The 22,446-nt window shown below is 71.9% G+C and carries 23 protein-coding genes, 1 tRNA gene and 1 other RNA gene; 17 read left to right on the forward strand and 8 right to left on the reverse strand.

From position 1 onward, the window contains the following. Nucleotides 1-94: 94 nt before the first annotated feature. Nucleotides 95-736 (forward strand): LysE family translocator, encoded by a 642-nt coding sequence (locus ABZS51_RS30105; protein WP_355447885.1) that lies wholly within the window; start codon nucleotides 95-97, stop codon nucleotides 734-736. Nucleotides 737-748: 12 nt separating this feature from the next. On the opposite strand, the gene ABZS51_RS30110 is transcribed toward ABZS51_RS30105, so the two are convergent. Continuing rightward, nucleotides 749-1,183: a hypothetical protein gene (locus tag ABZS51_RS30110; protein ID WP_355447888.1), complete on the reverse strand. Its 435-nt coding sequence runs from the start codon at nucleotides 1,181-1,183 to the stop codon at nucleotides 749-751. 155 nt (nucleotides 1,184-1,338) lie between these two features. On the opposite strand from ABZS51_RS30110, the gene ABZS51_RS30115 reads away from it, so the two are divergent. Together ABZS51_RS30115 and ABZS51_RS30120 are read left to right on the forward strand one after the other, a co-directional pair. Further along, nucleotides 1,339-2,115 carry an SDR family oxidoreductase gene (locus ABZS51_RS30115; protein WP_355447891.1) on the forward strand — a complete coding sequence of 259 codons (777 nt, stop codon included), beginning with the start codon at nucleotides 1,339-1,341 and terminating at the stop codon, nucleotides 2,113-2,115. Nucleotides 2,116-2,124: 9 nt separating this feature from the next. Further along, nucleotides 2,125-2,535 (forward strand): MerR family transcriptional regulator, encoded by a 411-nt coding sequence (locus ABZS51_RS30120; RefSeq protein WP_355447894.1) that lies wholly within the window; start codon nucleotides 2,125-2,127, stop codon nucleotides 2,533-2,535. Nucleotides 2,536-2,755: 220 nt separating this feature from the next. Here ABZS51_RS30120 and ABZS51_RS30125 read toward each other — a convergent pair. Next, nucleotides 2,756-2,843, reverse strand: a tRNA-Ser gene (locus ABZS51_RS30125). A 96-nt stretch (nucleotides 2,844-2,939) separates the two neighbouring features. On the opposite strand from ABZS51_RS30125, the gene ffs reads away from it, so the two are divergent. Next, nucleotides 2,940-3,035: signal recognition particle sRNA small type (ffs, locus tag ABZS51_RS30130), an RNA gene on the forward strand. A gap of 30 nt (nucleotides 3,036-3,065) precedes the next feature. Next, a complete protein-coding gene (locus tag ABZS51_RS30135) occupies nucleotides 3,066-5,831 on the forward strand; it encodes a DNA polymerase III subunit gamma and tau (protein WP_355447895.1) in 2,766 nt (921 codons plus the stop codon). 507 nt (nucleotides 5,832-6,338) lie between these two features. Here the strand turns inward: ABZS51_RS30135 and ABZS51_RS30140 are convergent. After that, on the reverse strand, nucleotides 6,339-8,078 hold the full coding sequence (locus ABZS51_RS30140; RefSeq protein WP_355447898.1) for a GAF domain-containing protein: 1,740 nt from the start codon (nucleotides 8,076-8,078) through the stop codon (nucleotides 6,339-6,341). A gap of 289 nt (nucleotides 8,079-8,367) precedes the next feature. Between ABZS51_RS30140 and ABZS51_RS30145 the strand changes: the two genes are divergently transcribed. The 5 genes from ABZS51_RS30145 to ABZS51_RS30165 all read left to right on the forward strand — a co-directional run bounded on the left by ABZS51_RS30145 (nucleotide 8,368) and on the right by ABZS51_RS30165 (nucleotide 12,285). After that, on the forward strand, nucleotides 8,368-8,718 hold the full coding sequence (locus ABZS51_RS30145; RefSeq protein ID WP_310707833.1) for a YbaB/EbfC family nucleoid-associated protein: 351 nt from the start codon (nucleotides 8,368-8,370) through the stop codon (nucleotides 8,716-8,718). 3 nt (nucleotides 8,719-8,721) lie between these two features. Further along, complete coding sequence (recR, locus tag ABZS51_RS30150) at nucleotides 8,722-9,321, forward strand: recombination mediator RecR (protein WP_175590161.1); 600 nt, start codon at nucleotides 8,722-8,724, stop codon at nucleotides 9,319-9,321. Continuing rightward, complete coding sequence (locus ABZS51_RS30155) at nucleotides 9,314-9,844, forward strand: DUF5063 domain-containing protein (protein ID WP_310707834.1); 531 nt, start codon at nucleotides 9,314-9,316, stop codon at nucleotides 9,842-9,844. Before recR ends, ABZS51_RS30155 begins: the two co-directional genes overlap by 8 nt. Nucleotides 9,845-9,955: 111 nt before the next feature. Continuing rightward, complete coding sequence (locus ABZS51_RS30160) at nucleotides 9,956-11,230, forward strand: aspartate kinase (protein WP_310707835.1); 1,275 nt, start codon at nucleotides 9,956-9,958, stop codon at nucleotides 11,228-11,230. After that, on the forward strand, nucleotides 11,227-12,285 hold the full coding sequence (locus ABZS51_RS30165; RefSeq protein ID WP_355447904.1) for an aspartate-semialdehyde dehydrogenase: 1,059 nt from the start codon (nucleotides 11,227-11,229) through the stop codon (nucleotides 12,283-12,285). Before ABZS51_RS30160 ends, ABZS51_RS30165 begins: the two co-directional genes overlap by 4 nt. 353 nt (nucleotides 12,286-12,638) lie before the next feature. Here the strand turns inward: ABZS51_RS30165 and ABZS51_RS30170 are convergent, their stop codons facing one another. Further along, entirely contained in the window at nucleotides 12,639-13,151 is a 513-nt protein-coding gene (locus ABZS51_RS30170; RefSeq protein WP_355447907.1) for a hypothetical protein, read from the reverse strand. Nucleotides 13,152-13,427: 276 nt separating this feature from the next. Here ABZS51_RS30170 and ABZS51_RS30175 point away from each other — a divergent pair, with 276 nt between their 5' ends. The 3 genes from ABZS51_RS30175 (at nucleotide 13,428) to ABZS51_RS30185 (ending at nucleotide 15,588) form a co-directional block, all read left to right on the forward strand. Then, the gene (locus ABZS51_RS30175; protein ID WP_310707838.1) at nucleotides 13,428-14,096 is read left to right on the forward strand and encodes a TetR family transcriptional regulator; all 669 of its coding nucleotides are present in this window, start codon (nucleotides 13,428-13,430) and stop codon (nucleotides 14,094-14,096) included. Nucleotides 14,097-14,235: 139 nt separating this feature from the next. Continuing rightward, the gene (locus tag ABZS51_RS30180) at nucleotides 14,236-15,177 is read left to right on the forward strand and encodes an LLM class F420-dependent oxidoreductase (protein WP_355447952.1); all 942 of its coding nucleotides are present in this window, start codon (nucleotides 14,236-14,238) and stop codon (nucleotides 15,175-15,177) included. Nucleotides 15,178-15,246: 69 nt separating this feature from the next. After that, the gene (locus ABZS51_RS30185; protein ID WP_355447910.1) at nucleotides 15,247-15,588 is read left to right on the forward strand and encodes a YkvA family protein; all 342 of its coding nucleotides are present in this window, start codon (nucleotides 15,247-15,249) and stop codon (nucleotides 15,586-15,588) included. A gap of 20 nt (nucleotides 15,589-15,608) precedes the next feature. Here ABZS51_RS30185 and ABZS51_RS30190 read toward each other — a convergent pair whose 3' ends face one another. Together ABZS51_RS30190 and ABZS51_RS30195 are read right to left on the reverse strand one after the other, a co-directional pair. Beyond that, nucleotides 15,609-16,805: an amidohydrolase family protein gene (locus tag ABZS51_RS30190; protein WP_355447913.1), complete on the reverse strand. Its 1,197-nt coding sequence runs from the start codon at nucleotides 16,803-16,805 to the stop codon at nucleotides 15,609-15,611. Between the two features lie 198 nt (nucleotides 16,806-17,003). Next, nucleotides 17,004-17,819, reverse strand: coding sequence for an SURF1 family protein (locus ABZS51_RS30195; RefSeq protein ID WP_355447916.1), 816 nt, complete (start codon nucleotides 17,817-17,819; stop codon nucleotides 17,004-17,006). A gap of 240 nt (nucleotides 17,820-18,059) precedes the next feature. Between ABZS51_RS30195 and ABZS51_RS30200 the strand changes: the two genes are divergently transcribed. Further along, on the forward strand, nucleotides 18,060-18,707 hold the full coding sequence (locus ABZS51_RS30200; protein ID WP_355447918.1) for a VC0807 family protein: 648 nt from the start codon (nucleotides 18,060-18,062) through the stop codon (nucleotides 18,705-18,707). 127 nt (nucleotides 18,708-18,834) lie between these two features. Here the strand turns inward: ABZS51_RS30200 and ABZS51_RS30205 are convergent, their stop codons facing one another. Beyond that, a complete protein-coding gene (locus tag ABZS51_RS30205; RefSeq protein ID WP_355447921.1) occupies nucleotides 18,835-19,302 on the reverse strand; it encodes a helix-turn-helix domain-containing protein in 468 nt (155 codons plus the stop codon). A 60-nt stretch (nucleotides 19,303-19,362) separates the two neighbouring features. Between ABZS51_RS30205 and ABZS51_RS30210 the strand changes: the two genes are divergently transcribed. Next, nucleotides 19,363-19,845, forward strand: a complete 483-nt coding sequence (locus ABZS51_RS30210) for a GNAT family N-acetyltransferase (protein WP_355447924.1) — start codon at nucleotides 19,363-19,365, stop codon at nucleotides 19,843-19,845. A gap of 26 nt (nucleotides 19,846-19,871) precedes the next feature. Continuing rightward, a complete protein-coding gene (locus tag ABZS51_RS30215) occupies nucleotides 19,872-20,471 on the forward strand; it encodes a TetR/AcrR family transcriptional regulator (RefSeq protein WP_310707846.1) in 600 nt (199 codons plus the stop codon). 23 nt (nucleotides 20,472-20,494) lie between these two features. Here the strand turns inward: ABZS51_RS30215 and ABZS51_RS30220 are convergent, their stop codons facing one another. Next, the gene (locus tag ABZS51_RS30220; RefSeq protein ID WP_355447928.1) at nucleotides 20,495-20,797 is read right to left on the reverse strand and encodes a hypothetical protein; all 303 of its coding nucleotides are present in this window, start codon (nucleotides 20,795-20,797) and stop codon (nucleotides 20,495-20,497) included. A 147-nt stretch (nucleotides 20,798-20,944) separates the two neighbouring features. Here ABZS51_RS30220 and ABZS51_RS30225 point away from each other — a divergent pair, with 147 nt between their 5' ends. After that, on the forward strand, nucleotides 20,945-22,369 hold the full coding sequence (locus ABZS51_RS30225; protein ID WP_355447931.1) for a methyltransferase: 1,425 nt from the start codon (nucleotides 20,945-20,947) through the stop codon (nucleotides 22,367-22,369). The last annotated feature ends 77 nt before the right edge of the window (nucleotides 22,370-22,446 follow it).

A 22,446-nucleotide genomic window follows, 5' to 3' on the forward strand; every position in this document is an offset into this window, starting at 1 on the left:
CGGCGGGTGATTCCACGCCGGGCGGCGGTCTCGTGGTCGGGGCGCTCGGGCAGGCCCCCGAATTCTCCGTGGACACGTCCGATAATCTCGGGAAATGACCGCAGGCTTGATCGGGATCGCGCTCGTGTCCCTCGGCATGGTTCTCACGCCCGGACCCAACATGATCTACCTTGTGTCCCGTTCCATCACCCAGGGCCGCAAGGCGGGCCTGATCTCCCTCACCGGCGTCGCGCTGGGCTTCACGATCTACCTGACCGCCACGTGCCTGGGCCTGACCGCGATCTTCGCGTACGTGCCCGCCGCGTACACGGCGCTCAAGCTGGGCGGCGCCGCGTACCTGCTCTGGCTCGCCTGGAACGCCGTCAAGCCGGGCGGCACCTCGGCCTTCGAGCCGCGCGAGCTGCCGGTCGAGCCGCCGCGCAAGCTGTTCGCCATGGGCCTGCTGACCTGCCTGCTCAACCCCAAGATCGCGATCCTGTACCTGTCGCTGCTGCCGCAGTTCATCGACCAGGACATGGGCCACGTCCTGCTCCAGAGCCTCGCGCTCGGGTCGGTGCAGATCGCCATCGGCACGCTGGTCAACGGCATCATCGCGGTCAGCGCGGGCAGCCTGGCCGTGTTCCTGGCCCGCCGCCCGCTGTGGCTGCGCGTCCAGCGGTACTTCATGGGCGCCGTGCTCGGCGGCATCGCCATCCGCCTGGCCACCGACCGGTCGAAGGCACTGCTGACGGCCTGACCCGTCTGCGGGTCAGGCGGGGGTCCTCGCCGGGACGGGCTCGGCGAGCCCCCGCGTCCGGCGGCGCTCCGGCAGCAGGGCCAGCAGTCCCAGTACGGCCAGCGCCGCGCCCAGCCAGAGCGGGGCCCGCAGGCCGTACGCGTCGATGGCCAGGCCGCCGGCCGAGGAGCCGATGACCACGCCCAGCGTGATGAACGACGAGTGGATCGTGTTGACCAGCGGTCCCGCGTTCCCGGCGCGCTGGACGCGGGTGACCATGGCCGGGTTCATGGTGACGCCGACCAGGCCGACGCCCAGCATGAAGACCAGCGCCGCCGCGCTCACGTGGGCCAGCAGCGCGAACCCGGTCAGGAACGCCGCGTTCAGCGCCAGGCCGTACACCTGGACCGCGATCGTGTGCCGGTCGGCCGGGTGCGGCTCGTCGCCGTCCAGATCTTGAGCAGTCACGCCGGGGCAGACCACTCGACGCCCTCGTCACGAGCGGATGCCGAGTCCGGTGGCCGGAATCTTCCCGACCCGGGACGGAGCTTCGCGCGTTGACCTTGACGCCCAGGTCAGCCTTTAGCGTCACGTCCACTCACCTGCGGACAGAGGGGACACTCATGGGCGACATCTCGGGCAGCCTGGCAGGCAAGGGCGTGGTCATCACCGGAGGCGGCACAGGGATCGGCCGCGCCACGGCTCACCGGTTCGCCGCCGAAGGCGCGCAGGTGCTCGTCGTCGGCCGCACCGCGGCGCGGCTGGAGGAGACCGCTGCCGCGCACTCCTCGATCAGTGCCTTCGCCGCTGACAGCGCGGCGGTCGATGGGCCCGAGCGGATCGTCGAGGCGGCGGTGCAGCGGCTGGGCCGGATCGATGTCCTGGTCAACAATGCCGCGATCACTCGGCCGGCCGCGCTCGGGACGATCGATCGCCGTACCGCCGAAGAGCAGATCGCCACCAACCTGCTCACTCCCATCTTCCTGGCCCAGGCCGCCCTGCCGCACCTGACCTCCGCGAAGGGGACGATCGTGAACGTGTCGTCCAACCCGCCCTGGGGCGGCTGGCCGGACAACTCGGTCTACGGCTCCACCAAGGTCGCCCTCGACTTCCTGACGGCCACCTGGGCGGTCGAGCTCGCCCCCAAGGGCGTGCGGGTCGTGTCCGTGGCGCCCGGCGTCACCGCCACACCCGTGCTGGCGCACGCCGGATTCACCCAGGAGCAGATCGCCGCCGCGGGCAGGGGACTCGTCGGACGCATCCCGCTCGGCCGCGTCGCCCAGCCCGGCGAGATCGCCTGGTGGATCGTGAACGTGGCGCGGCCCGAGGCCGGCTACCTCACCGGCACGGTGGTTCGCGTCGACGGCGGCCTCTCCGTGGCAGCGGGGCAGCAGGCATAAACTGGGACAGTGCTGATCGGGGAGCTGGCGCGAGCGAGCGGCGTCACCGTCCGGGCCCTGCGCTATTACGAGCAGCAGGGTCTGCTGCAGCCGGAACGGACCTCCAACGGCTACCGGCAGTACGACGGCAGAGCGGTGACCAAGGTCCGCAACATCCGGCTCCTGCTGTCGAACGGCTTCACCGCTCAGGACGTACGAAACCTCCTGCCCTGCCTGGACGATGGCGATGTCTCGCTGGGACCGGCCTGCCCGCCCGGTGTGGAAGCGGTGAGCAGGAAGGTCGCGGCCCTGGACGAGCGGATCGCGGAGCTGGGCGCCGTACGAGACCGGCTCGTGGAGGCCCTGATCGGCAACGCGACACCGCAGCAACCCGGCGCCATCGCTCGCCACCCCGCCTACAGCCGCCCCGCTCACGATTAGAGACCCAAGGCCGCCGGTTCACGCGGAGCACGTCTTCGCGACGCCCGTCACACCGCCGCCACGGGGGCGCTCATCCCCGGTGTGCCGGAGCGCACGGGCATGGCGGGCGCGGTGGCAGCCTGTGACAGGCGGCATCCGGTGGACCGTGGCCCCTGAAGAGCCGACCGAGACCCAAAGCGAGAGGGGTCATGCCGTTGATCACGGCATGACCCCTCTGAGCTGGCGGAGGATGGGGGATTTGAACCCCCGAAAGGTTGCCCTTTACACGCTTTCCAAGCGTGCGCCCTCGGCCACTAGGCGAATCCTCCGCCGACGAGCTTACCGGACTTCCGGCGGTGCGGAGACCACGATTTCACAGGTGGATTTCGCTGCAGCGAGCACTGCCGTATCCCGCTAGACTGTCCAAGGACCCCTCGCGCGGCGTCATCCTGTGAACCTCCCCAGGGCCGGAAGGCAGCAAGGATAAGCGGGCTCTGGCGGGTGTGCGAGGGGTTCTCTTCGTTTGGGCCCCTCGCAGGCGGGATGGTCGCATGAGCCTTGCGCTTTATCGCAAGTACCGACCCGGGACCTTCGCCGAGGTCAAGGGACAGGAGCACGTCACCGATCCGCTGCGGCAGGCGTTGCGCACGGGGCGCATCAACCACGCTTACCTGTTCAGCGGCCCCCGGGGATGCGGCAAGACGTCCAGCGCCCGCATCCTGGCCCGCTCCCTCAACTGTGAGAAGGGCCCCACGCCCGACCCCTGCGGCGTCTGCGAGTCCTGCGTCGCGCTGGCCCCCACCGGCCCCGGCCACCTCGACGTCATCGAGATCGACGCGGCCTCCCACGGCGGCGTGGACGACGCGCGCGACCTGCGCGAGCGGGCCTTCTTCGCCCCGGTCTCCGCCCGCTACAAGATCTACATCATCGACGAGGCGCACATGGTGACCCGCGAGGGTTTCAACGCGCTGCTCAAGCTCGTCGAGGAGCCCCCGCCGCACCTGAAGTTCATCTTCGCGACGACGGAGCCCGAGAAGGTCATCGGCACCATCAAGTCGCGCACCCACCACTACCCGTTCCGGCTGATGCCTCCGGCCACGCTGCGCGCGCTGCTGGAGGAGATCCTCAGCTCCGAGAGCGTCCCCTACGAGCCCAACGCCCTGCCGCTGGTCGTGCGGGCCGGCGCGGGCTCCGCGCGTGACTCCCTGTCGATCCTCGACCAGCTCCTCGCGGGCGCCGACGACGACGGCATCACGTACGCCAAGGCCGTCTCCCTGCTCGGCTACACCGACGGCGACCTGCTCGACGAGGTCGTCAACGCGTTCGCCGCCCGCGACGGCGCCCGGGTCTTCCACACGGTCAACCGCGTCATCGAGGGCGGCCACGACCCGCGCCGCTTCGCCTCCGACCTGCTGGAGCGCTTCCGCGACCTGGTCATCCTGGCCAACGTCCCCGAGGCGGCCTCCAGCGGCCTGCTCGACCGACCCGCCGACGAGCTGGAGCGCCTGGTTCAGCAGGCCGCCTCGATGGGGCCCGCCGAGCTGACGCGGGCGGCCGAGGTGTTCAACGCGGGGCTGACGGAGATGCGCGGCGCGACCGCGCCCCGGCTGCTGCTGGAGCTGATGTGCGCGCGCGTCCTGCTGCCCGGTGCCGCGCAGGGCGAGGAGGCGTTGCTCGCGCGGCTCGAACGTCTGGAGCGCGGCGGGGCGGTCGCCGCGATGGCCACCCGCTCGGGAGCATCGGCCATGGCGGGTACGGGTACGGCCGCCGGCGGAGCGCCCGGGTCCGGTGTCGCAGCCGCTCCCGCCGTTCCCGTCGCCCAGGTCGCCCAGCCGGTCCAGCACGTTCAGCCCGTCCAGGCCGTTCCGGTCCGTGAGGCGTCCGGCGCCGGCGGCCAGGCCGCCGAGGCTGCGGGGGGCCAGGCGGCGGGCGCGCCGCGAGCCGCGCAGGAGGACGACGGCTGGCCCGAGCCGGCCCGTCCCGGCGCCCCGGCGCAGAGCGGTTCAGGGTACGCGCAAGGCGCCCAAGGACTCGGGCAGGGCGCGCACGGTCAGGCGCAGGACGTGCCCGGCCACGCTTCGGCGGGTCAGGCGGGTCAGGCGGGTCAGGCGGGTCAGGCCGGTGGAGCCGCCGCCGGAGGGTCGGGGCTGGGGCTCATGCAACAGCAGTGGCCCGCCGTGCTCGCGGCGCTCAAGCAGCGCAGCATCGTCGTCTGGGCCAACGTCAGCACCAACGCGCAGGTCGTCGGCGTCGAGGGCAACCTCGTCACGCTCGGCTTCAGCCAGGTCGGCGCGATGAAGAACTTCACCGGCGGCGGCAAGGACGCGGTCGTGGCCGCCGCGCTGGGCGACGTCCTCGGCAACACGTGGCGGGTGGAGGCCGTGGTCGGCGGCTCCCCGGTCTCGGCCGGATCGCGGGCGACACAGGGCGGACCTCCGCCGGGCCCGTCGAGGCCGCAGTCCCAGTCGGTGCCGCAGCAGTCCGCCGCCCAGACATCCCAGGCGCCCGGGGGTGCCGCCGCGCACGCGCCGTCCGGCCGTACGGGCTCGCACGGCTCGTCCCACGACGGGACCGGCGCCCAGGAGGCGGGCGAGCCAGGCGCCCCGGCCCACCCGGGCAGCGGGCCGCAACCTGGTGGTCAGGCGGGCCAGGGATCTCCGGGCGGTCATGGAGTCGAGGCCGGTCAGGCAGCTCCGGCCGGTCATGGAGTTGAGCCCGGCCAGGGGCCTCAGCCCGGCCAGGGACCACAGGGCGGCCAGGGACCACAGGGCGGCCAGGGACCACAGGGCGGTCAAGGACCTCAGGGGGGTCAGGGACCTCAGGGTGGTCAGGCGTCCGGCGGCAGGCCGACGACCGACGAGTCCTGGCCCGATGCTCCGGACGATCCCGGACTCGGCTCACCGCCGTCCCCCGACCCCACGCAGACCAGCCCCGGCAGGGGCGGCGCGTCGTGGGACGCGGGGGAGCCGGGCTCGCAGGGAGGCGCCCTGGCGGCGGCCGGCCTGGCGAGCGGAGGCACGGCGAGCGGGGGCACGGCAGGCCCCGGGGCGGTCGGCCCTGGGCTGGCCGCCGCCCGGTCCGCCGCCAAGGCCGCCGCCCAGGCGGGCCCCCGCGCTCCGGGCTCCCGCGCCTCGGTCTCCCGCCAAGCGGCCACGTCCGCCTGGCCGGAGACGGTGCCGGGCCGTGGGAGGGCGTTCGACTCCGACGAGGTCGACCCCCTGAACGACGCCAACGCCGACGTGGACGAGCTGAGCGGCATGGCCCTGCTCCAACGCGAGCTGGGCGCCACGGTCATCGGCGAGCTCGACCAAACCTGACGGTAAGGCGGAGAACGCCCCGCCCCGCACCGCACCGCACTGGCTTGGCCTGCCCGGTCCCGCCGGGGCTGGAGCGACGCGGGCCGGTACGGCGATGGGGCGGCTCGGGAGTCGAGCAGGGGCCGGTGGCCTGGGTGTCGGGTTTGTGTGCCGGACCTGCCCGGTTGTCGGGCTTCTGCGCCGCACGTGCGCGGGTGTCGGGCTTCTGTGCGGATCTACCGGGCCGTCGGGCTTCTGCGCTGGACTTGCGCGCGTGTCGGGACTCTGCGCTGACCTGCCCGGGTGTGGGCTTCTGCGCTGGGTACGGGCCGCGGGTCGGGCGTGTGCGCCGGGACGGGCCTGAGGGGGCTGCTCGGGTGGAGGCGTCGGGGGCGCGTGGGACTGGGCGGGCGACGGCCTCAAGGGGGCGGTCCGCGAAGGGGCGGTCCGCGAAGGGGCGGTCCGCGAAGGGACGGTCCGCGAGGGGGCGCGGGGATGTCGAGAGAGGCGGGAGGGTGGCCGGCAAGATCAGCAGGTGTAGAGGCGGGCTCGGGCCGCTGCGGCGCGGTGGTCGGTGAAGGGTAAGGACTCCGCCAGCCGTTCGAGGATCTGCAGGTCGTCCCGGCCGTTGGCCGTCTGGGCGTAGGTCCACAGGTCGTCCGGCGAGCCGTGCAGCAGCAGGCAGGCGCGCACCTGGACCTCCAGCTCGTCGCGTTCGCGGCGGATCTCCGGCGACTCAGAGCGTGGCAGCAGCGGCCCGTTGTACGTGCGTGCCAGCGCCGCCGGGTCGTTGGCCGCCAGCAGGTGTCTCAGCTCCAGGAAGTCCGCCTCCACGGAGGAGGTGAGCCGGTACGGCTTGGCGCCGATGGTGCCGCGGAGCTGGGCGCGCAGCCGGTGGATCTCGGCCCGGATGGTGACCGGGTTGCCCGCGTCGCCGTACAGGTGGAAGGAGAGCTGCTCGGCGCTGAGGCCGCGCGGGTGGAGAGCGAGCAGGGCGAGGATCTCGGCGTGGCGGAGGGAGAGCGGCAGGCGGCGGTCGCTCACCGTGGCCGTCGGGACTCCTTCGCCGAGGAAGCCGAGGCGGAGCGGCGGCGGCGCGGCGGTCGTCGTGGCCGTCGTCGTGGCCGCCGTTGTGGCCCGTACCAGGTAGCCGCCGCAGAACGGCTCCATCGTCGCCACCCTGCCGTCGCGCAGCAGCAGGCGCTCGCCTCCGTTCGGGAGCTGCACGCGGGAGCCGAGGGCGCCGCCCGGGTCGCCGGCGATGACGCGGCCGGTGGCCGAGAGCAGGACGGCGGGGCGGCCGCGCAGCGCCTCGTACCGGCGCAGCAGGCGCTCGTCGCGTTCGTACATGCGCAGCGCGAGCTCCGACTCGGCGAGCCGCGCGGCGGCGCCGACCAGGGCGGCGGTGGCCGGGTGCAGGCTGAGCGCGGTGCCGCTGACGTCGACGCAGCCGAGCAGCTCGCCCGAGTCGGGGTCGAGGATGGGGGCGGCGCTGCACGACCAGATGTGCAGCAGGCGCAGCAGGTGCTCGGCGGAGTAGACGTTCACCGGGCGCCTGACCGCCAGGGCGGTGCCGATGCCGTTGGTGCCCATGCGCTCCTCGGACCAGCCGTGGCCGTCGGTCAGGCCGATGGTGTCGGCGCGGCGCATGACGCCCGGGTTGCCGTCGCGCCACAGCACCCGGCCCTCCCTGTCGGTGATGACCACGACGTGCTGCGACTCGTCGGCCGTCCGCGCGAGCGTCTCGGTGAGGAGGGGGAGCACGGGGCGCAGGGGGTGGGATTCGCGCAGGTCGCCGAGGCGGGACAGGTCGAGGGCGAGCGGGGCGGGGCCGTCCTCCGGGTCGACGCCGGCCTGGATGGAGCGGCGCCAGGAGGCGGAGATGAGCCCGCGTGTCCCGTCACTCGCCGCGCCCCCGCTGCCGGACCTGCTCCTGTCGCTCGGCGCACCCTCCCCGCCGGCCCGGCCCCCGCCGTTCAGAGCGCTCCCGTGAGCTCCGGGGGCGCCCCCGGAGGCTGCGGCGGCCGCGGCGGTCCCGGTGGTCGAGGTGGGCGTCGCGGGCCTGTCCGGGACCGCCGTGGCGGGCTCGCTCCTCCTGCGCCCGTCACGCGGTCGAGCGTCACCCGGCACGGCGTCACCCAGGTCGGCGTCACCCAGCAGGGAGTCACTCAGTGCGGCGTCGTGGGCGGCGTGCAGGCGGCGGGAGTACGCGTCGCGGTGGGCGTAACTCATCGGCCACTCCAAGTAGTCGACCCGTATGGCGAGCATCCGCGTTCAGGGTGGCCGGCGCAAGTGCTTCGACGGATCGCGCACAGTGATGACGCGATCGCAACGTGTGTGCAACGTGAGGAAGTCTACGGTCGGTCCTCGAACGCCGGCTCGGCGCGGCCGCTCCGGCCGGCGTGCCGGCCGGGTCTCGGACACTGGAGGGGGGCCGGGACCCGGCCGAACAAAACCCCCCGAGGCGAAACACTGGTAAGCCCCCAGTACATGACGGGCCCCAAACACCGTAGGCTCGTGGCAGTCAGGAACGCGGAGCCACGAGGAGCGCACGACGGTGAACCCAGGGGATGTCAACCTGCAGCAGCTGCTGGAGCAGGCTCAGCTCATGCAGCAGCAGCTCGTGAGCGCCCAGCAGGAGCTCAACGACGCGCAGATCGAGGGCTCGGCCGGCGGCGGCCTGGTCACGGCGGTCGTCAACGGCTCGGGAGAGCTGCTGGAGCTGAAGATCAATCCGAGTGTCGTCGACACCGGCGACCCGCAGGACACGGCCGACACCATCGCCGACCTGGTGATCGCGGCCGTCCGCGACGCGGTCCGAGCAGCGGCCGACCTGCAGCAGGAGAAGCTCGGGCCGCTCGCGCAGGGGCTCGGCGGCGGCGGTCTCGGTCAGTTGCCAGGGTTCTAGACCATGTACGAAGGCGTCGTCCAGAACCTCATCGACGAGCTCGGGCTGCTGCCGGGGGTCGGGCCGAAGAGCGCGCAGCGCATCGCGTTCCACCTGCTGGCGGCAGATCCGGCCGACGTCAAGCGGCTGGCGCACGCTCTGTTGGAGGTCAAGGAGAAAGCCCGGTTCTGCCGGGTCTGCGGCAACGTGGCGTCCGAGGAGGAATGCCGCATCTGCCGCGACCCGCGCCGCGACACCCACGTGATCTGCGTGGTGGAGGAGTCGAAGGACGTCGTCGCGATCGAGAAGACGCGCGAGTTCCGCGGCACCTACCACGTGCTCGGCGGAGCGATCAGCCCGATCGACGGCATCGGGCCCGACGATCTGCGCATCCGCGAGCTCATGACGCGCCTGGCCGACGGCCGGGTCACGGAGCTGATCCTCGCCACGGACCCCAACCTGGAGGGCGAGGCGACGGCGACCTACCTGGCCAGGCTGGTCAAGCCGATGGGCATGAAGGTGACACGATTGGCCAGCGGCCTGCCCGTGGGCGGTGACCTGGAGTACGCCGACGAGGTGACGCTGGGCCGGGCGTTCGAAGGACGGAGGCTGTTGGATGTCTGACCAGTGGAGCGCGCTGGCCGAGGAGATCGCGGCGCACGCGCAGAACTACGTGGACGGCCTGACCAGGGTCGCGGGCGGCGAGGGCGGCGACGCGATCTGGTCGCTGTTGCTGGTCGAGGTGGCCCAGATGAGTCTGGCGGGAGCCAAGCTCGGCGCGAACGAGGACGTGATCCTCTCGGGGAACAACGAGCCCCCGCTGAGCGAGGACCCGGACATCGACGGCGTCCGCACCGCGCTGGCCGAGCGGCTGGGGGCGGTGGACGACTACGCCGAGGTGTTCGACCCGTACAAGGACACCAACGTCACGCCGTACCGGCTGTCCGACGACCTGACCGCGGTCGCCGCCGACCTGATCCACGGGCTGCGTCACTACCAGGCGGGCCGGCCGCACGAGGCGCTGTGGTGGTGGCAGTACTCCTACTTCAACACCTGGGGCAACCACGCGGGCGCGGCCATGAGGGCCCTCCAGGCGCTGGCCGCCCACTCCCGTCTCGACGTCGCGGAGGAGACCACGGCGGTCTGATCCGGTAGTCCACGGAGAGGACCTGGGCGTCCCACATAGTGGTATGAGCCAGCGGCCGCATGAGAAGCCCCCAGTAGACTGACAGCTCACAGTCCGAATCGGGAGACTCTCGTGGCGCTCGTTGTGCAAAAGTACGGTGGTTCGTCCGTCGCCGACGCGTCCTGCATCAAGCGGGTCGCGCAGCGGATCGTCGCGACGAAAAAAGCCGGCAACGACGTCGTCGTCATCGTCTCAGCGATGGGCGACACGACGGACGAGCTGCTCGACCTGGCCGAGCAGGTGTCGCCGCTGCCCCCGGGCCGCGAGCTCGACATGCTGCTGACCTCCGGCGAGCGCATCTCGATGGCCCTGCTGGCGATGGCGATCGCCAACCTGGGCCACGAGGCGCGGTCGTTCACGGGCTCGCAGGCGGGCGTGATCACCGACTCCACGCACGGCAAGGCGCGCATCATCGACGTGACGCCGAGCCGCATCCGCGAGGCGCTCGACCTCGGCCACATCGCGATCGTGGCCGGGTTCCAGGGCGTCTCGCAGGACACCAAGGACATCACCACGCTGGGCCGGGGCGGCTCCGACACGACCGCGGTGGCGCTCGCGGCGGCTCTGCAGGCCGACGTGTGCGAGATCTACACCGACGTGGACGGCATCTTCACCGCCGACCCGCGCATCGTGCCCCCGGCACGCAAGATCCCCAGGATCTCGTACGACGAGATGATGGAGATGGCGGCCTGCGGGGCCAAGATCCTCCACCTGCGGTGCGTCGAGTACGCGCGCCGGTTCGACCTGCCGATCCACGTCCGCAGTTCGTTCAGCACCAAGGAAGGCACCTGGGTCGTCTCCGACCCTTACACCGAAGGAACCGAGATGGAGCAGCCGATCATCTCCGGCGTCGCGCACGACCGGAGCGAGGCCAAGATCACCGTTGTCGGGGTGCCCGACAAGGTCGGCGAGGCTGCCGCGATCTTCAAAACTCTGGCCGACGCCGAGATCAACATCGACATGATCGTGCAGAACGTCTCGGCCGCGGCGACGGGCCGCACCGACATCTCCTTCACGCTGCCCACGGCCGACAGCTCGACCGCGTTGACGGCGCTGAAGAAGATCCAGGGTGACATCGCCTACGAGTCGCTGCTGTTCGACGACCAGATCGGCAAGGTTTCGCTGATCGGCGCGGGTATGCGGTCGCACCCCGGCGTCACCGCGACGTTCTTCGCGGCGCTCGCCGACGCGGGGGTCAACATCGAGATGATCTCCACCTCGGAGATCCGCATCTCAGTGGTCGTCGGGCAGGACGGCGTCGACGCGGCCGTGGCGGCCGCGCACAGCGCCTTCGACCTCGACGCCGACCAGGTCGAAGCCGTGGTGTACGGAGGTACCGGACGATGAGCAGGCCCAACCTCGCCCTGATCGGCGCCACCGGCGCCGTGGGCACCGTCATGCGCGACATCGTGTCGACCCGTGACGACATCTGGGGCGAGATCCGTCTCGTCGCGTCCCCGCGCTCCGCGGGCAAGACGTTGAAGGTGCGCGGCGAGGACGTCGTCGTCCAGGCCCTCGCGCCCGAGGTGTTCGACGGCATCGACATCGCCATCTTCGACGTCCCGGACGAGGTGGCGGCCGAGTGGGTGCCGATCGCGGCCCAGCGCGGCGCCATCGCGATCGACAAGTCCGGCACGTTCCGCATGGAGCCGGACGTCCCGCTGGTCGTGCCCGAGGTCAACCCGCAGGACGCGCGTCAGCGCCCCCGGGGCATCATCTCCACGCCCAACTGCACCACGCTGTCGATGATGGCGGCCATGGGCGCCCTGCACGCCGAGTACGGCCTGCAGGAGCTCGTCGTCGCGTCGTACCAGGCGGTCTCGGGCGCGGGCGTGGCGGGCCCGGCCCGGCTGTACGACGAGGTCGAGGCGCTCGCCGGCGACCGCTCCATCGGCCAGACGGCCGGCGACGTGCGCAAGGTCCTGGCCAATAAGCTCCCCGGCGACTCGCCGTTCCCGGCGCCCATCGCGTTCAACGTGGTGCCGTGGGCGGGCTCGCTGAAGGACGGCGGCTGGGCCTCCGAGGAGATCAAGCTCCGCAACGAGTCCCGCAAGATCCTCGGCATCCCCGGCCTCAAGGTCTCCGCGACCTGCGTCAGGGTGCCCGTGGTGACCACGCACTCGCTGGCCGTCCACGCCCGCTTCGAGCGGGAGATCACGGTCGCCGACGCCCACCGGGTGCTGGAGGCGGCGCCGACTGTGGTGCTCATGGACGACCCGGCCAACGGGGTCTACCCGACGCCGCTGGACGTGGTCGGCAACGACCCCACCTATGTGGGCCGGATCCGGCAGGCGATCGACTTCCCCAACACGCTCGACCTGTTCGTGTGCGGCGACAACCTGCGCAAGGGCGCCGCCCTCAACGCGGCGGAGATCGCCGAGCTGGTCGCGCGCGAGCTGTAGGGCCGGCTCCGCTCGTCGGGCCGCGGCTCCTGGCCGCGGCCCGTCGAGGTTTTCTGCGGCTCCTCACACCCGTTCGTGGGCGTGGCGCACAGGGCCGTGGGCGTGTGCTGCCTCGGGCCGTGGGCGTGTGTGCGCTGCCGGGTCTTCGGATGGCGCTGCGCGTGCGGGCTCAGTCCGCGTGCAGGCTCAGTACGCGTGCACGCTCAATACGCGTACCGGTGCGGTGGCGCGTGTGTACCAGTGGGTGGCGCGGTGGCGCCCGATGCTGGCGTGGTGGCCCGGGTTCTGCCGGGCGGGGGACGTTCGTCGGTGTGACCGGATGGAAGGCGTCCCCTGGTCGCGCGGCGGAGCCGTCAGCGGAACAGGATGTCCCAGTGGTCCGGCTCGTCGGCGAAGATGGTGCCGGCCTCCGAGCGGTACAGAGGCGAGCCGTCGCCCCGGGTCTCGGTGCGCGGGTAGTGGTCGGTGATGTACCGGTCGATGCAGCGGTTGTGTGCGATGTCGAGCTTGTAGCCGGCGCCGTGGCTGTAGCGGCCGGGCGCGTGGCCGACCTCGGTGCCGCCGGTCACCGTGATCCGGCAGTCGCTCTCCTCCTTGAGCTCGATGATCCGGCTGATCGTCCCGGTTCGGACCGACTCCAGCGACGTACAGGTGAAGACCTGCCGGTTCGTGCAGTGTCCGGAGGACTTGTAGCGCATCCCCGCCTCCTCCAGGAAGCCGGCGGCGAGGTCGTGCGACATCCGCACCATCGGCGCGTTGCGGGCGCGGACCTGCTCCAGGTCCGGCGTCTGCGATGCCCGGTGCTTGGCGGAGCCCCGTCGCGGGAGGCTGACGGAGTACGACCTGATGATCACTGGCGATGCCATCCACTGCTCCCCGTCACCCGTCATGGGAGCGGCCGCAGCAGCGGACGCCAGCGCGATTATGGAGATCTCAATGCCGAGGATCGCGGCCAGCAGAGGCCGCACTCTTCCACGTATCCACATGTCGGTGCCTTTTCGCGGAAATAGCCCTTCCGCCTGAAAACATCAATCCCATGCTTCACGCCGGATAACTCCCGTCGCTCAGGGATTTTGCCTTGTGGCGGCGATCACCGTGCGGCTCCATGACCTGACCCGGTACGAACCCGTAAAGTGACCAGCGTGTCCGAAGCCCGAAACCGAGGATCGGAGAGCACCCGAGAGGTCATCGTCGAGACGGCATTGCGACTGTTCCGGGAGCGCGGCTTCGACGCGACGACCATGCGCGCCATCGCGACCGAGGCCGGGGTGTCCGTGGGTAACGCCTACTACTACTTCGAGAGCAAGGAGGCGTTGATCCAGGCGTACTACGACCGCGCCCAGACCGAGCACGAGGTCGCCTGCCGCGAGCTGCTCGACACGGAGACCTCCTTCGCCGCGCGGCTCAGCGGCGTGCTGCGCGAGTGGGTGCGCGTGTCGGAGCCGTACCACGAGTTCGCGGTGAAGTTCTTCAAGCACGCGGCGGAGCCCACCAACCCGCTGAGCCCGTTCAGCGCGCAGACCTCGCCGGCGCGTGAGGCGTCGATCGCCATCTACCGGCAGGTCGTCGAGGGCTCGCGCGACCGCATGAACCAGGACCTGCGCGAGGAGCTGCCCGAGCTGCTGTGGCTGCTGTCGATGGGCATGGTGCTGTTCTGGGTGCACGACACCTCGCCCGGCTGTGAGCGCACGTACCGGCTGATCGACGTGACCGTGCCGCTGGTGGACCGGCTGGTGGGGCTGTCGCACCTGCCGGGGCTGCGGGGGATCACCAAGGACTTCATCGCGGCGGTGCACGAGCTGCGGGCGTGAGCCTCTCCGCGACGGCATACCGCCCGGTTGGTATGGTCGCCGGAACACGGATGCCGAGCCGGAGGCCGCGATGACGGAGCAGACCACTCAGCACACGACGGGGTACACGACCGGGCAGACCACCCAGCGGGGCTGGGGCATGACCCTTCCCTTCCAGGATCGCTCGCTGGCGGAGTCGCGCGAGCTGGTCGAGGGGCTGCCCGCCCTCGGCTACACCGATGTCTGGTCGGCCGAGGTGAGCGGGGTGGACGGGTTCGTGCCGCTGGCGCTGACGGCGCAGTGGGCGCCCCAGGTGCGGCTGGGCACGGCGATCGTTCCCGTCTCGACGCGCGGGCCGGGCCTGCTGGCCATGTCCGCCGCCACGCTGGCCGACCTGGCGCCCGGCCGGTTCGTGCTCGGCATCGGGTCGTCCTCGCCGGCGATCGTCGAGCGCTGGAACGCGGGCACGTTCGCCAAGCCGTACGCCCGGACCCGGGACACCCTGCGCTTCCTCAGGAGGGCGCTGGCGGGCGAGAAGGTGACCGAGACGTACGAGACGTTCGAGATCAGCGGGTTCAAGCTGGAGCGTGCACCCGTGGAGCCGCCCAGGATCGTGCTGGCGGCGCTGCGGCCCCGCATGCTGCGGCTGGCGGCCGAGGAGGCGGACGGGGCCATCACGAACTGGCTCTCGCCCGAGGACGTCCAGAAGGTGCGCGCGGAGATCGGGCCGGACACGGAGCTGATCGCGCGGCTGTTCGTGTGCGTGAGCGAGGACGCGGACCGGGTCCGGGCGCTGGCCCGGCGGATGCTGGCCGCGTATCTGACCGTGCCGGTGTACGCGGCCTTCCACGAGTGGCTGGGGCGTGGCGAGGTGCTGCGGCCGATGCGCGAGGCATGGGCGGCGGGCGACCGGCAGGCGGCGCTCAAGGCCATCCCCGACGAGGTGGTGGACGCGCTGGTGGTGCACGGGGACGCGGCGACGTGCCGGGCCCGGATCCGCGAGTACGTGGCCAACGGGCTGGACACGCCCGTCCTCGCGCCCGTCCCCGGCGGTGAGGTGCCGCTGGAGCAGGCCGTACGGGACCTCGCCCCCACCGCCTGACCTCCCGGGGAACTCCGGGCGCCGGCTAACGCGTTATGTCGTGAGAGGCCGGGGTAGAGGGGGCGCATGATGGCGAAAGCAGCACGGGCCGCAGCGGCCTGGCGGGTGTACCGGGACGTCAAGAAGCCCGGCACCCCCGGCGTGATGGCGCGCCTGCGGGCGATCCCGCGACTGATCGGCGCGGTGATGAGCGGCCGGTACGCGGGCATGGGCAAGGGCAAGCTGGCCATGATGGGCCTCGGCGTGCTCTACCTGATCTCCCCGATCGATCTCGTGCCGGACTTCCTCGTCCTGATCGGCGTCGCGGACGACTTCGGGGTCTTCCTCTGGCTGATGGCGTCCCTGCTCGGCGAGAGCGGCCGCTACCTCGACCACGAGCGCAAGGTCGTGCACGGCGCGCTCGACGCCTAGACGAGCGGGTCCCGAGTCGTCTAGATCTCCTCCATGCGGAGCCAGGCGCGTGACGGCAGCGGGTGTCCGAACAGCCGGGCCGCGTTGCCGTACGCGACCCTGGCGATGTCGGCGGGTGGCAGCGCTCCCAGATTGCGCGCGACGGACTTCTGCGTGTCGGGCCACGTCGAGTCGGAGTGCGGGTAGCCGCTCTCCTGGAGCACGTGGTCGAGCCCGACGGCCAGCCGTACCCCCGACAACGCGTGGTCGTTCAGCGTGCCGAAGAAGAAGTTGCGGCGCAGGACCTCGCTGGGCTTGAGGCCGCCGTCCCACTGCGCCTCGCCCGCCACGGGGTGGTCGAGCGCGTAGTCGGCCCGCTCGGCGAGCAGCGGCAGCCAGCCCACGCCGCCCTCGACGATGAGGATGCGCAGGTTGGGAAAGCGCAACGGCACGCCGGACCACAGCCAGTCGGCGCAGGCGAACATCGCGCTCGTCGGGATCAGCGTGGTGATGGCCTCGATGGGCGTGTCGGGCGAGGGCACGGGCGACCAGCTCGACGCCCCGGTGTGCAGGGCGACGACCGTGCCGGTCTCCTCGCACGCGGCGAAGAACGGGTCCCAGTGGCCGCTGTGGATCGACGGCAGCCGCAGCCGCGTCGGGAACTCGGGGAACACCACGGCCTTGAACCCGCGCGAGGCGTTGGCCCGGATCTCCTTGGCGGCGACGTCGGGGTCCGGCAGCCAGGGCAGTTGCAGGCCGATGATCCGCTCGGGGTAGGTGCCGGCCCAGACGTCGATGTGCCAGTCGTTCCACGCGCGGACGAGGGCGAGGCCGAGCTCCTGGTCGCGGGTCTTGGCGAACGGCATGCCGGCCTGGTTGGCCAGCATGCCGGGGAAGCACAGGGCCGCCCAGACACCGGCCAGGTCCATGTCCTCGATGCGCGCCTCGATGTCGTGGCAGCCGGGGCGCATGCTCTCGAAGCGGATGGGGTCCAGGGTCCACTGCTCGCGGGGGAGGCCGGCGCCGACGTCCATGCCCGCGCACGGGTAGGTGGCGCCGCCGTAGCGCCAGACCTGGTGACCGGCCTCCGTCTCCACGACCTTGGGCGCGACTTCGGCATATTTCTCCGCGAGCCGGCCCTCGAAGAGGTCAGGGGGCTCGATCAGGTGATCGTCGGCGGAGATGATCACATAGTCGCGCCGCCTCGGATCCGGATCGGGGAGCAGCGGCGTAGTCACGCAGGTAACCGTACGACGGCGGGATAACGTCGAACAAGCTGCGACGTCTCCGTTGGATATCCACCGCGGCTCCGCCGGACGCCCGGCACGGCTCGGTCCCCGGGGCCCGGGACCGCCTGGAGGGGGATGACGGACGATCCCGGACCGTGCGGGGTCCGCTCCGTGAGGGTGCCGCTCACGCGAACCCCGGTGCGCCCCCTACCCACCGGAGATCGACTCAGTCCGGCTCGCCGGGCCGGCCGCGGGATCGTCCGGGGAGCCGGTGCCTTCGCGGCTCCTCAGGTCGGCCGCCTCGCGCCGGACCAGCAGGATCCAGCCGCCGATGGCCACGCCGATGAACAGCCACCACTGCACGCCGTAGGCCAGGTTGAGGCCGCCTCCGGCGCCCACGTCCGGCGCGGGGACGGGCTCGGGCGCGGGGTCGGTGGCCGGTTTCTGCTGCGTGAGCTCGACGTATCCGTCCACCAGCCGGTACGGCAGGCCCTTGCCGATCGAGGCCGCGTTGATGAGCAGGACCTGGCCGGGCGGCAGGCCGGGGCGGTCCCTGATGCCGCTGGACTCCTCGGTCTCGCTCAGCCGTAGCCGTCCGGTGACAGTTACCTGACCTGCCGGTGGCGGGGGCACGTCCGGCGGGGTGTCGGCGGTCGCGCCGGCCTTCACCCAGCCACGGTTGACGATCACGGCCCGGCCGTCGCCCAGCACCAGGGGCGTGAGCACGTAGAAGCCCGCCCGGCCGTCCTGGGGACGCCGGCGCACCGCCAGCCCGTGGGTGGCGTCGTAGGCGCCGGCCGCGGTCACGGTGCGGTAGCGGTCGGACTCCTTGACGCCCTGGCCGGCCAGGCTCTCCAGGGGCACCGGCGCGGCCTCGATGTTGGCGGTCACCTGGTGGCTGTTGGCCGAGCGCTCCTCGAACCGTCCGAACTGCCAGCGTCCCAGGAACACGAAGGCGGGGATCACGAGCAGCACCACGACGTGGAGCGCGACCCAGCGGGGCGTCAGCAGGAACCGGTACACCCTTCAAGGGTAGGCACCGCCCCCTGTGCCTCATCACCTGCCTGGCCTCGCCTCGCGCGACGCGACGGGGACGCACCGTACCCCATCCGCCGTGGCGCGGGCGTGACCTTATCGCAATCTGGTCGAAACCCTTACCGAAAGCCAGTTCATCGCGTACGGTCGTGATTCGTGCCGCGCGGCCCGCACGGGCACCGCGGACTCCCCTCAGCCGAGCCCCCCGAGAGGCCCTCCAGCAGCCCCATGACCGTGCTTGCCGCGCCCCCCGAAGGGCACGTGTTCGAGCTGCCCAAGCTCGCCGCCCTGCTCCGCCACGCCGTTCCGCGGGTGGTCGAGGGCATGATCCTCCCGGTCGCCGTCTTCTACGTGGGTCTGGTCGTCTCCGGGTTCGCCGGCGGCGTGGTGGTGGCCGTGGCCTGGGTGTACGGCGGAGTGCTCTACCGGCTCGTCCGGGGCAGGAGCGTGCCGGGCGGGGTGCTGCTGGCCGCCGGCATGGTGACCGTGCGGGCGTTGCTGGCGTTGCTGGCGGACAGCCCGGTGCTGTTCTTCCTCCAGCCGACCCTGGGGGTGTTCTGCGCGAGCGCGGGCTTCCTGGGGACCGCGCGGGTGCGCAGGCCGCTGGCCCGGCGGGTGGCGGAGGACCTCGTGCCGCTGCCGGCGCATGTGATGGAGGAGCCGGTCATGCGGCGCTTCTTCACGCGTCAGTCGCTCGTCTGGGGCTGCGCCCAGCTCGGCAACGCGACGCTGAGCCTGTGGCTGCTGCTGAGCCAGACGATCGAGACGTACCTGCTCGTCCGGACGTCGGCGGTCGCGGTGCTGCTGTCGGGGGCGGCGCTGCTGACGCTGCTGGACTTCCGTCGCTGCCTGCGCGCCCTCCGCCCGGCCCCCTGAGCCGCGAAAGGCCGCTCGACCTCCTGAGCCGCGAAAGGCCGCTCGACCTCCTGAGCCGCGAACGGCCGCTCCGCCTCCTGAGCCGCGAACGGCCGTGTCACCTCCTGAGCCGCGAAAGGCCGCACTGCTAGGCCGTCCGGAGGCGGGCCCCCTCGCCGGGCAGGGCGGTGACCTGGCGGGGGCCCGCGACGTCGTGACCCTCCTCGCAGCGCAGGTGCAGCTCGATCGCGGCGCCGCAGTCGCGGTGCGTCAGCAGGATCGGCGGGCCGCCGGCGTCGGCGAGGTACTTGTCGCCCCAGTGCATGAGCGCCACCAGCAGCGGATAGAGGTCGCGGCCCTTGTCGGTCAGCCGGTACTCGTCGCGCTGGCGCTGGCCGGGCTCGCGGTACGGCTCCTTCCGCAACAGGCCCTCCTCGACCAGCCGGGCGAGCCGGGCGCTCAGGACTTGACGGGGGGCGCCGGTGGCGGCCTGCATGTCGGCGAAGCGGCGTACCCCTCGGAACGCCTCACGCAGCACCAGGAACGTCCATTTCTCCCCGACGACTTCCAGGGTGCGCTCGATGGAGCAGTTTTCAGCCCGGAAAGGCAGGATCATGCGTCATATCATACCTGAGTTCAATTGACAGACTCAGATGTCACGCGGGAAGCTGGGTCCATGTTGGGAACTCAGATCCGTCCCGCCCGCCCCGACGACGTGGAGCGGATCGGGCGCTTCCTGTCCGGGCTCTCGCTGCAGACCCGGACGCTGCGCTTCTTCACCGGCTTCAGCCGACCGGCCGCGAGCATGGTGCGCGTGCTCCTCTCGCTGGACGAGCGGCGGGACGCCCTGGTGGCCACGCTCGACGGCGAGATCATCGGTCACGCCATGAGCTACCGGGGCGGCACGGCCGACGTGGAGATCGCCGTGGTGGTGACCGACCAGTGGCAGGGCCTCGGGCTCGGGCCGCGGCTGATCGACACGCTGCTGCTCAGGGCCGCCGTACGCGGCGCGACGACGGTCGGGATGGACGTCCTGGGGGAGAACCGGCGGGCGCTGAGGATGATCCGCAGGCAGTGGCCCGACGCCACGATGAAGGTCGCTTCCGGGTCCGTCGAGGTGACGGCTATGATCAATCGGACGCCCGTATTTGCGGAATAACGTTCTGGTGCCTCACCATTGACAACGTGAAGAGTGCCAAGAACGGACGCGACGGGCGTACCCGGATCATCGAGGGAGCCCTGCGCCGATTCAGCCAGGACGGGGTCTCGGCCACCACGCTGGCCAGCCTCCGCGAGGAGAGCGGCGTCAGCGTCGGCAGCTTCTACCACCACTTCGCCAGCAAGGAGCACGTCTTCGGCGTGCTGTACGCCGAGATCCTGGAGGCCTACCAGGAGGCGTTCATCGCCGAACTGGAGAAGCACGAGTCGGCCCGCGACGGCATCGAGGCCGTCGTCGCCCTCCACATGCGCTGGGCGGGCGAGCACCCCGAGCGCGCCAGGCTCCTCGTGAGCGAGCGCCCGCCGCGCAAGCACGAGCCGGGCGGCGCCGAGGTCGCCGAGCAGCGCAGGGGATTCTTCCGCCGCGTCTCCGACTGGTGGCGGCCGCACATGCACAACGGCCTGCTCCAGCCCGTGCACCCGACCATGTGCTACGTCCTGTGGCTCGGCCCGGCGCAGGAGATGTGCCGGCTGTGGTTCGCCGGCGCCCACACGCCGACGGACGAGGAGATCAGGGGGCTGGGCGAGGCCGCCTGGCAGAGCCTGCGCCAGCGCGCCGAGAGCTGATCGGGCAGGGAGCGCAGCAGACCTCAGGCGACCTGGCGGACCCGGGTGGCCACCCGCCAGCACGCCTCGTCGAGTGAGATGTCGAGCCGCAGGTCGCCGCGCTGCCTGCGCAGGCCGGGCACGCGCACGCGGGCGTGCACGTCGTACCGCCCCCTGTGCGGGTAGCCGAAGCCGAGCTCGCCGGGCAGCACCCGGAGGTCGTCGCGGTTGCCGCAGCGCGGGCAGGTCCACGACACGAGGTCCAGGCCGCGGTTGTAGTCGGAGCAGGCGCGGAAGTACTCGTCAGGCACGAACCGGGACTCGCAGGCCAGGCACGGGATGAGCATGGGTTCCGCTCCTCTTTCGAACGGCGAGCTGGGTCCCTAAGAGATATCGCGCCCGGCTTGTCCCGCGCTTGCAGAACGCTTGGGTATCTCGGTCACAGTACGGTCACTGTGGGTATCGGATCATGCGCGGGCCTTTGCGATGAAAGGATGGACCCTGTGGAACTGGCACGACTGCGCGACCACCTGCTGGAGAACGGCTACACGATCGACGGCGTCCGCGACCGCCTGGGTGACGTGGCGGCCTCGGCGCTGGCGCGTGAGGAGCTGGTGCCGGCGCTGCGCGTGACGGCGGACGGCGATCCGCTGGGCACGCTGATCAGGCTGTGGTGGCTCGGTGTGCCGGTTCCGGCCGACCGGCTGCCGGCGGTGGTGCGCGAGTGCGGGCTGGTGGGCGCGGACGGCGGCGCCGGCGACGGCATGGTGCGGGCCGGGGTGCATCTCCAGCCATGGGAGACCGGCGGTTACGTGGTCTCCGACCGCAAGGTGCGGCCCGGCGACCCGGCCCTGCGCGCCGACCACGTGGTGGGCGCGGGCGGCGCCTCGGCGAACCTCGCCCAGCTCGCCACCCACCGCCCTGTGGGCAGGGCGCTGGATCTCGGCACGGGCTGCGGCGTGCAGGTGCTGCACCTGGCGGGCCGGGCCGGGGAGATCACCGCCACGGACGTCAACCCGCGCGCCGTCGAGCTGGCGCGGCTGAGCTGGGAGCTGTCGGGGATCACGGGGGTGGACGCCCGCACGGGATCGATGTTCGAGCCGGTCGAGGACGAGCTGTTCGACCTGGTCGTGTCCAACCCGCCGTTCGTCATCTCGCCCGGCGGCCACCTGACGTACCGCGAGACGGGCGGCGACGGCGACGACTTCTGCCGCGACCTCGTACGGCGGGCGCCCCGCCACCTCAGCCCCGGCGGACAGGCGCACTTCCTGGCCAACTGGCTGCACGTCGAGGGCGAGGACTGGCGCGACCGCGTGGGCGGCTGGCTGGCGGGCACCGGCTGCGACGCCTGGGTGGTGGAGCGCGACGTCCAGGACCCCGCCGAGTACGTCGAGCTGTGGCTGCGCGACGCGGCCGAGCAGGGCACCCCCGGCTACACGGAGCACTACGACCGCTGGCTGTCGTGGTTCGACGAGCGGAAGGTGGAGGCGGTCGGCTTCGGCTGGATCTCCATGCGCAACTCCGGCACGCTCGACCCGGTCGTACGCCTGGAGCGGCTCACCCACCAGGTCTCGCTGCCGGTGGGCGACTACGTCGACCGCGTGCTCGACGCCATCGCGACGGCCCACCGCGTCGAGGACCTCCAGACGGCGCGGCTGCGCACGGCCGATGGACTGCTGGACGAGCGCGTCGGACTGCCCGGGGCCGAGGACCCGATGCGGATCGTGCTGCGCCAGACGGACGGCCTGCGCCGCAGCCGGGAGGTCGGCACGGTGGAGGCGGCGCTGGCCGGGGTGTGCGACGGGGACCTGGCGCTGGGCCCGCTGCTCAACGTGATCGCCGAGCTGGTCGGCGACGGCCAGGTGCTGGGCGCCGACGCCCTTCGCCCCCTCATCGCCGAGGGCTACTTCACGCTTTGACTCCGCGAGTCACAACGGCGTTGACCGGTGCGGCAATCCGGTGTTGATCCGATGTTGAGCCCTCCGGTGGAGGCTCT

It is taken from the genome of Nonomuraea sp. NPDC005501, from assembly GCF_040605905.1.
Classification (GTDB): Bacteria; Actinomycetota; Actinomycetes; order Streptosporangiales; family Streptosporangiaceae; genus Nonomuraea.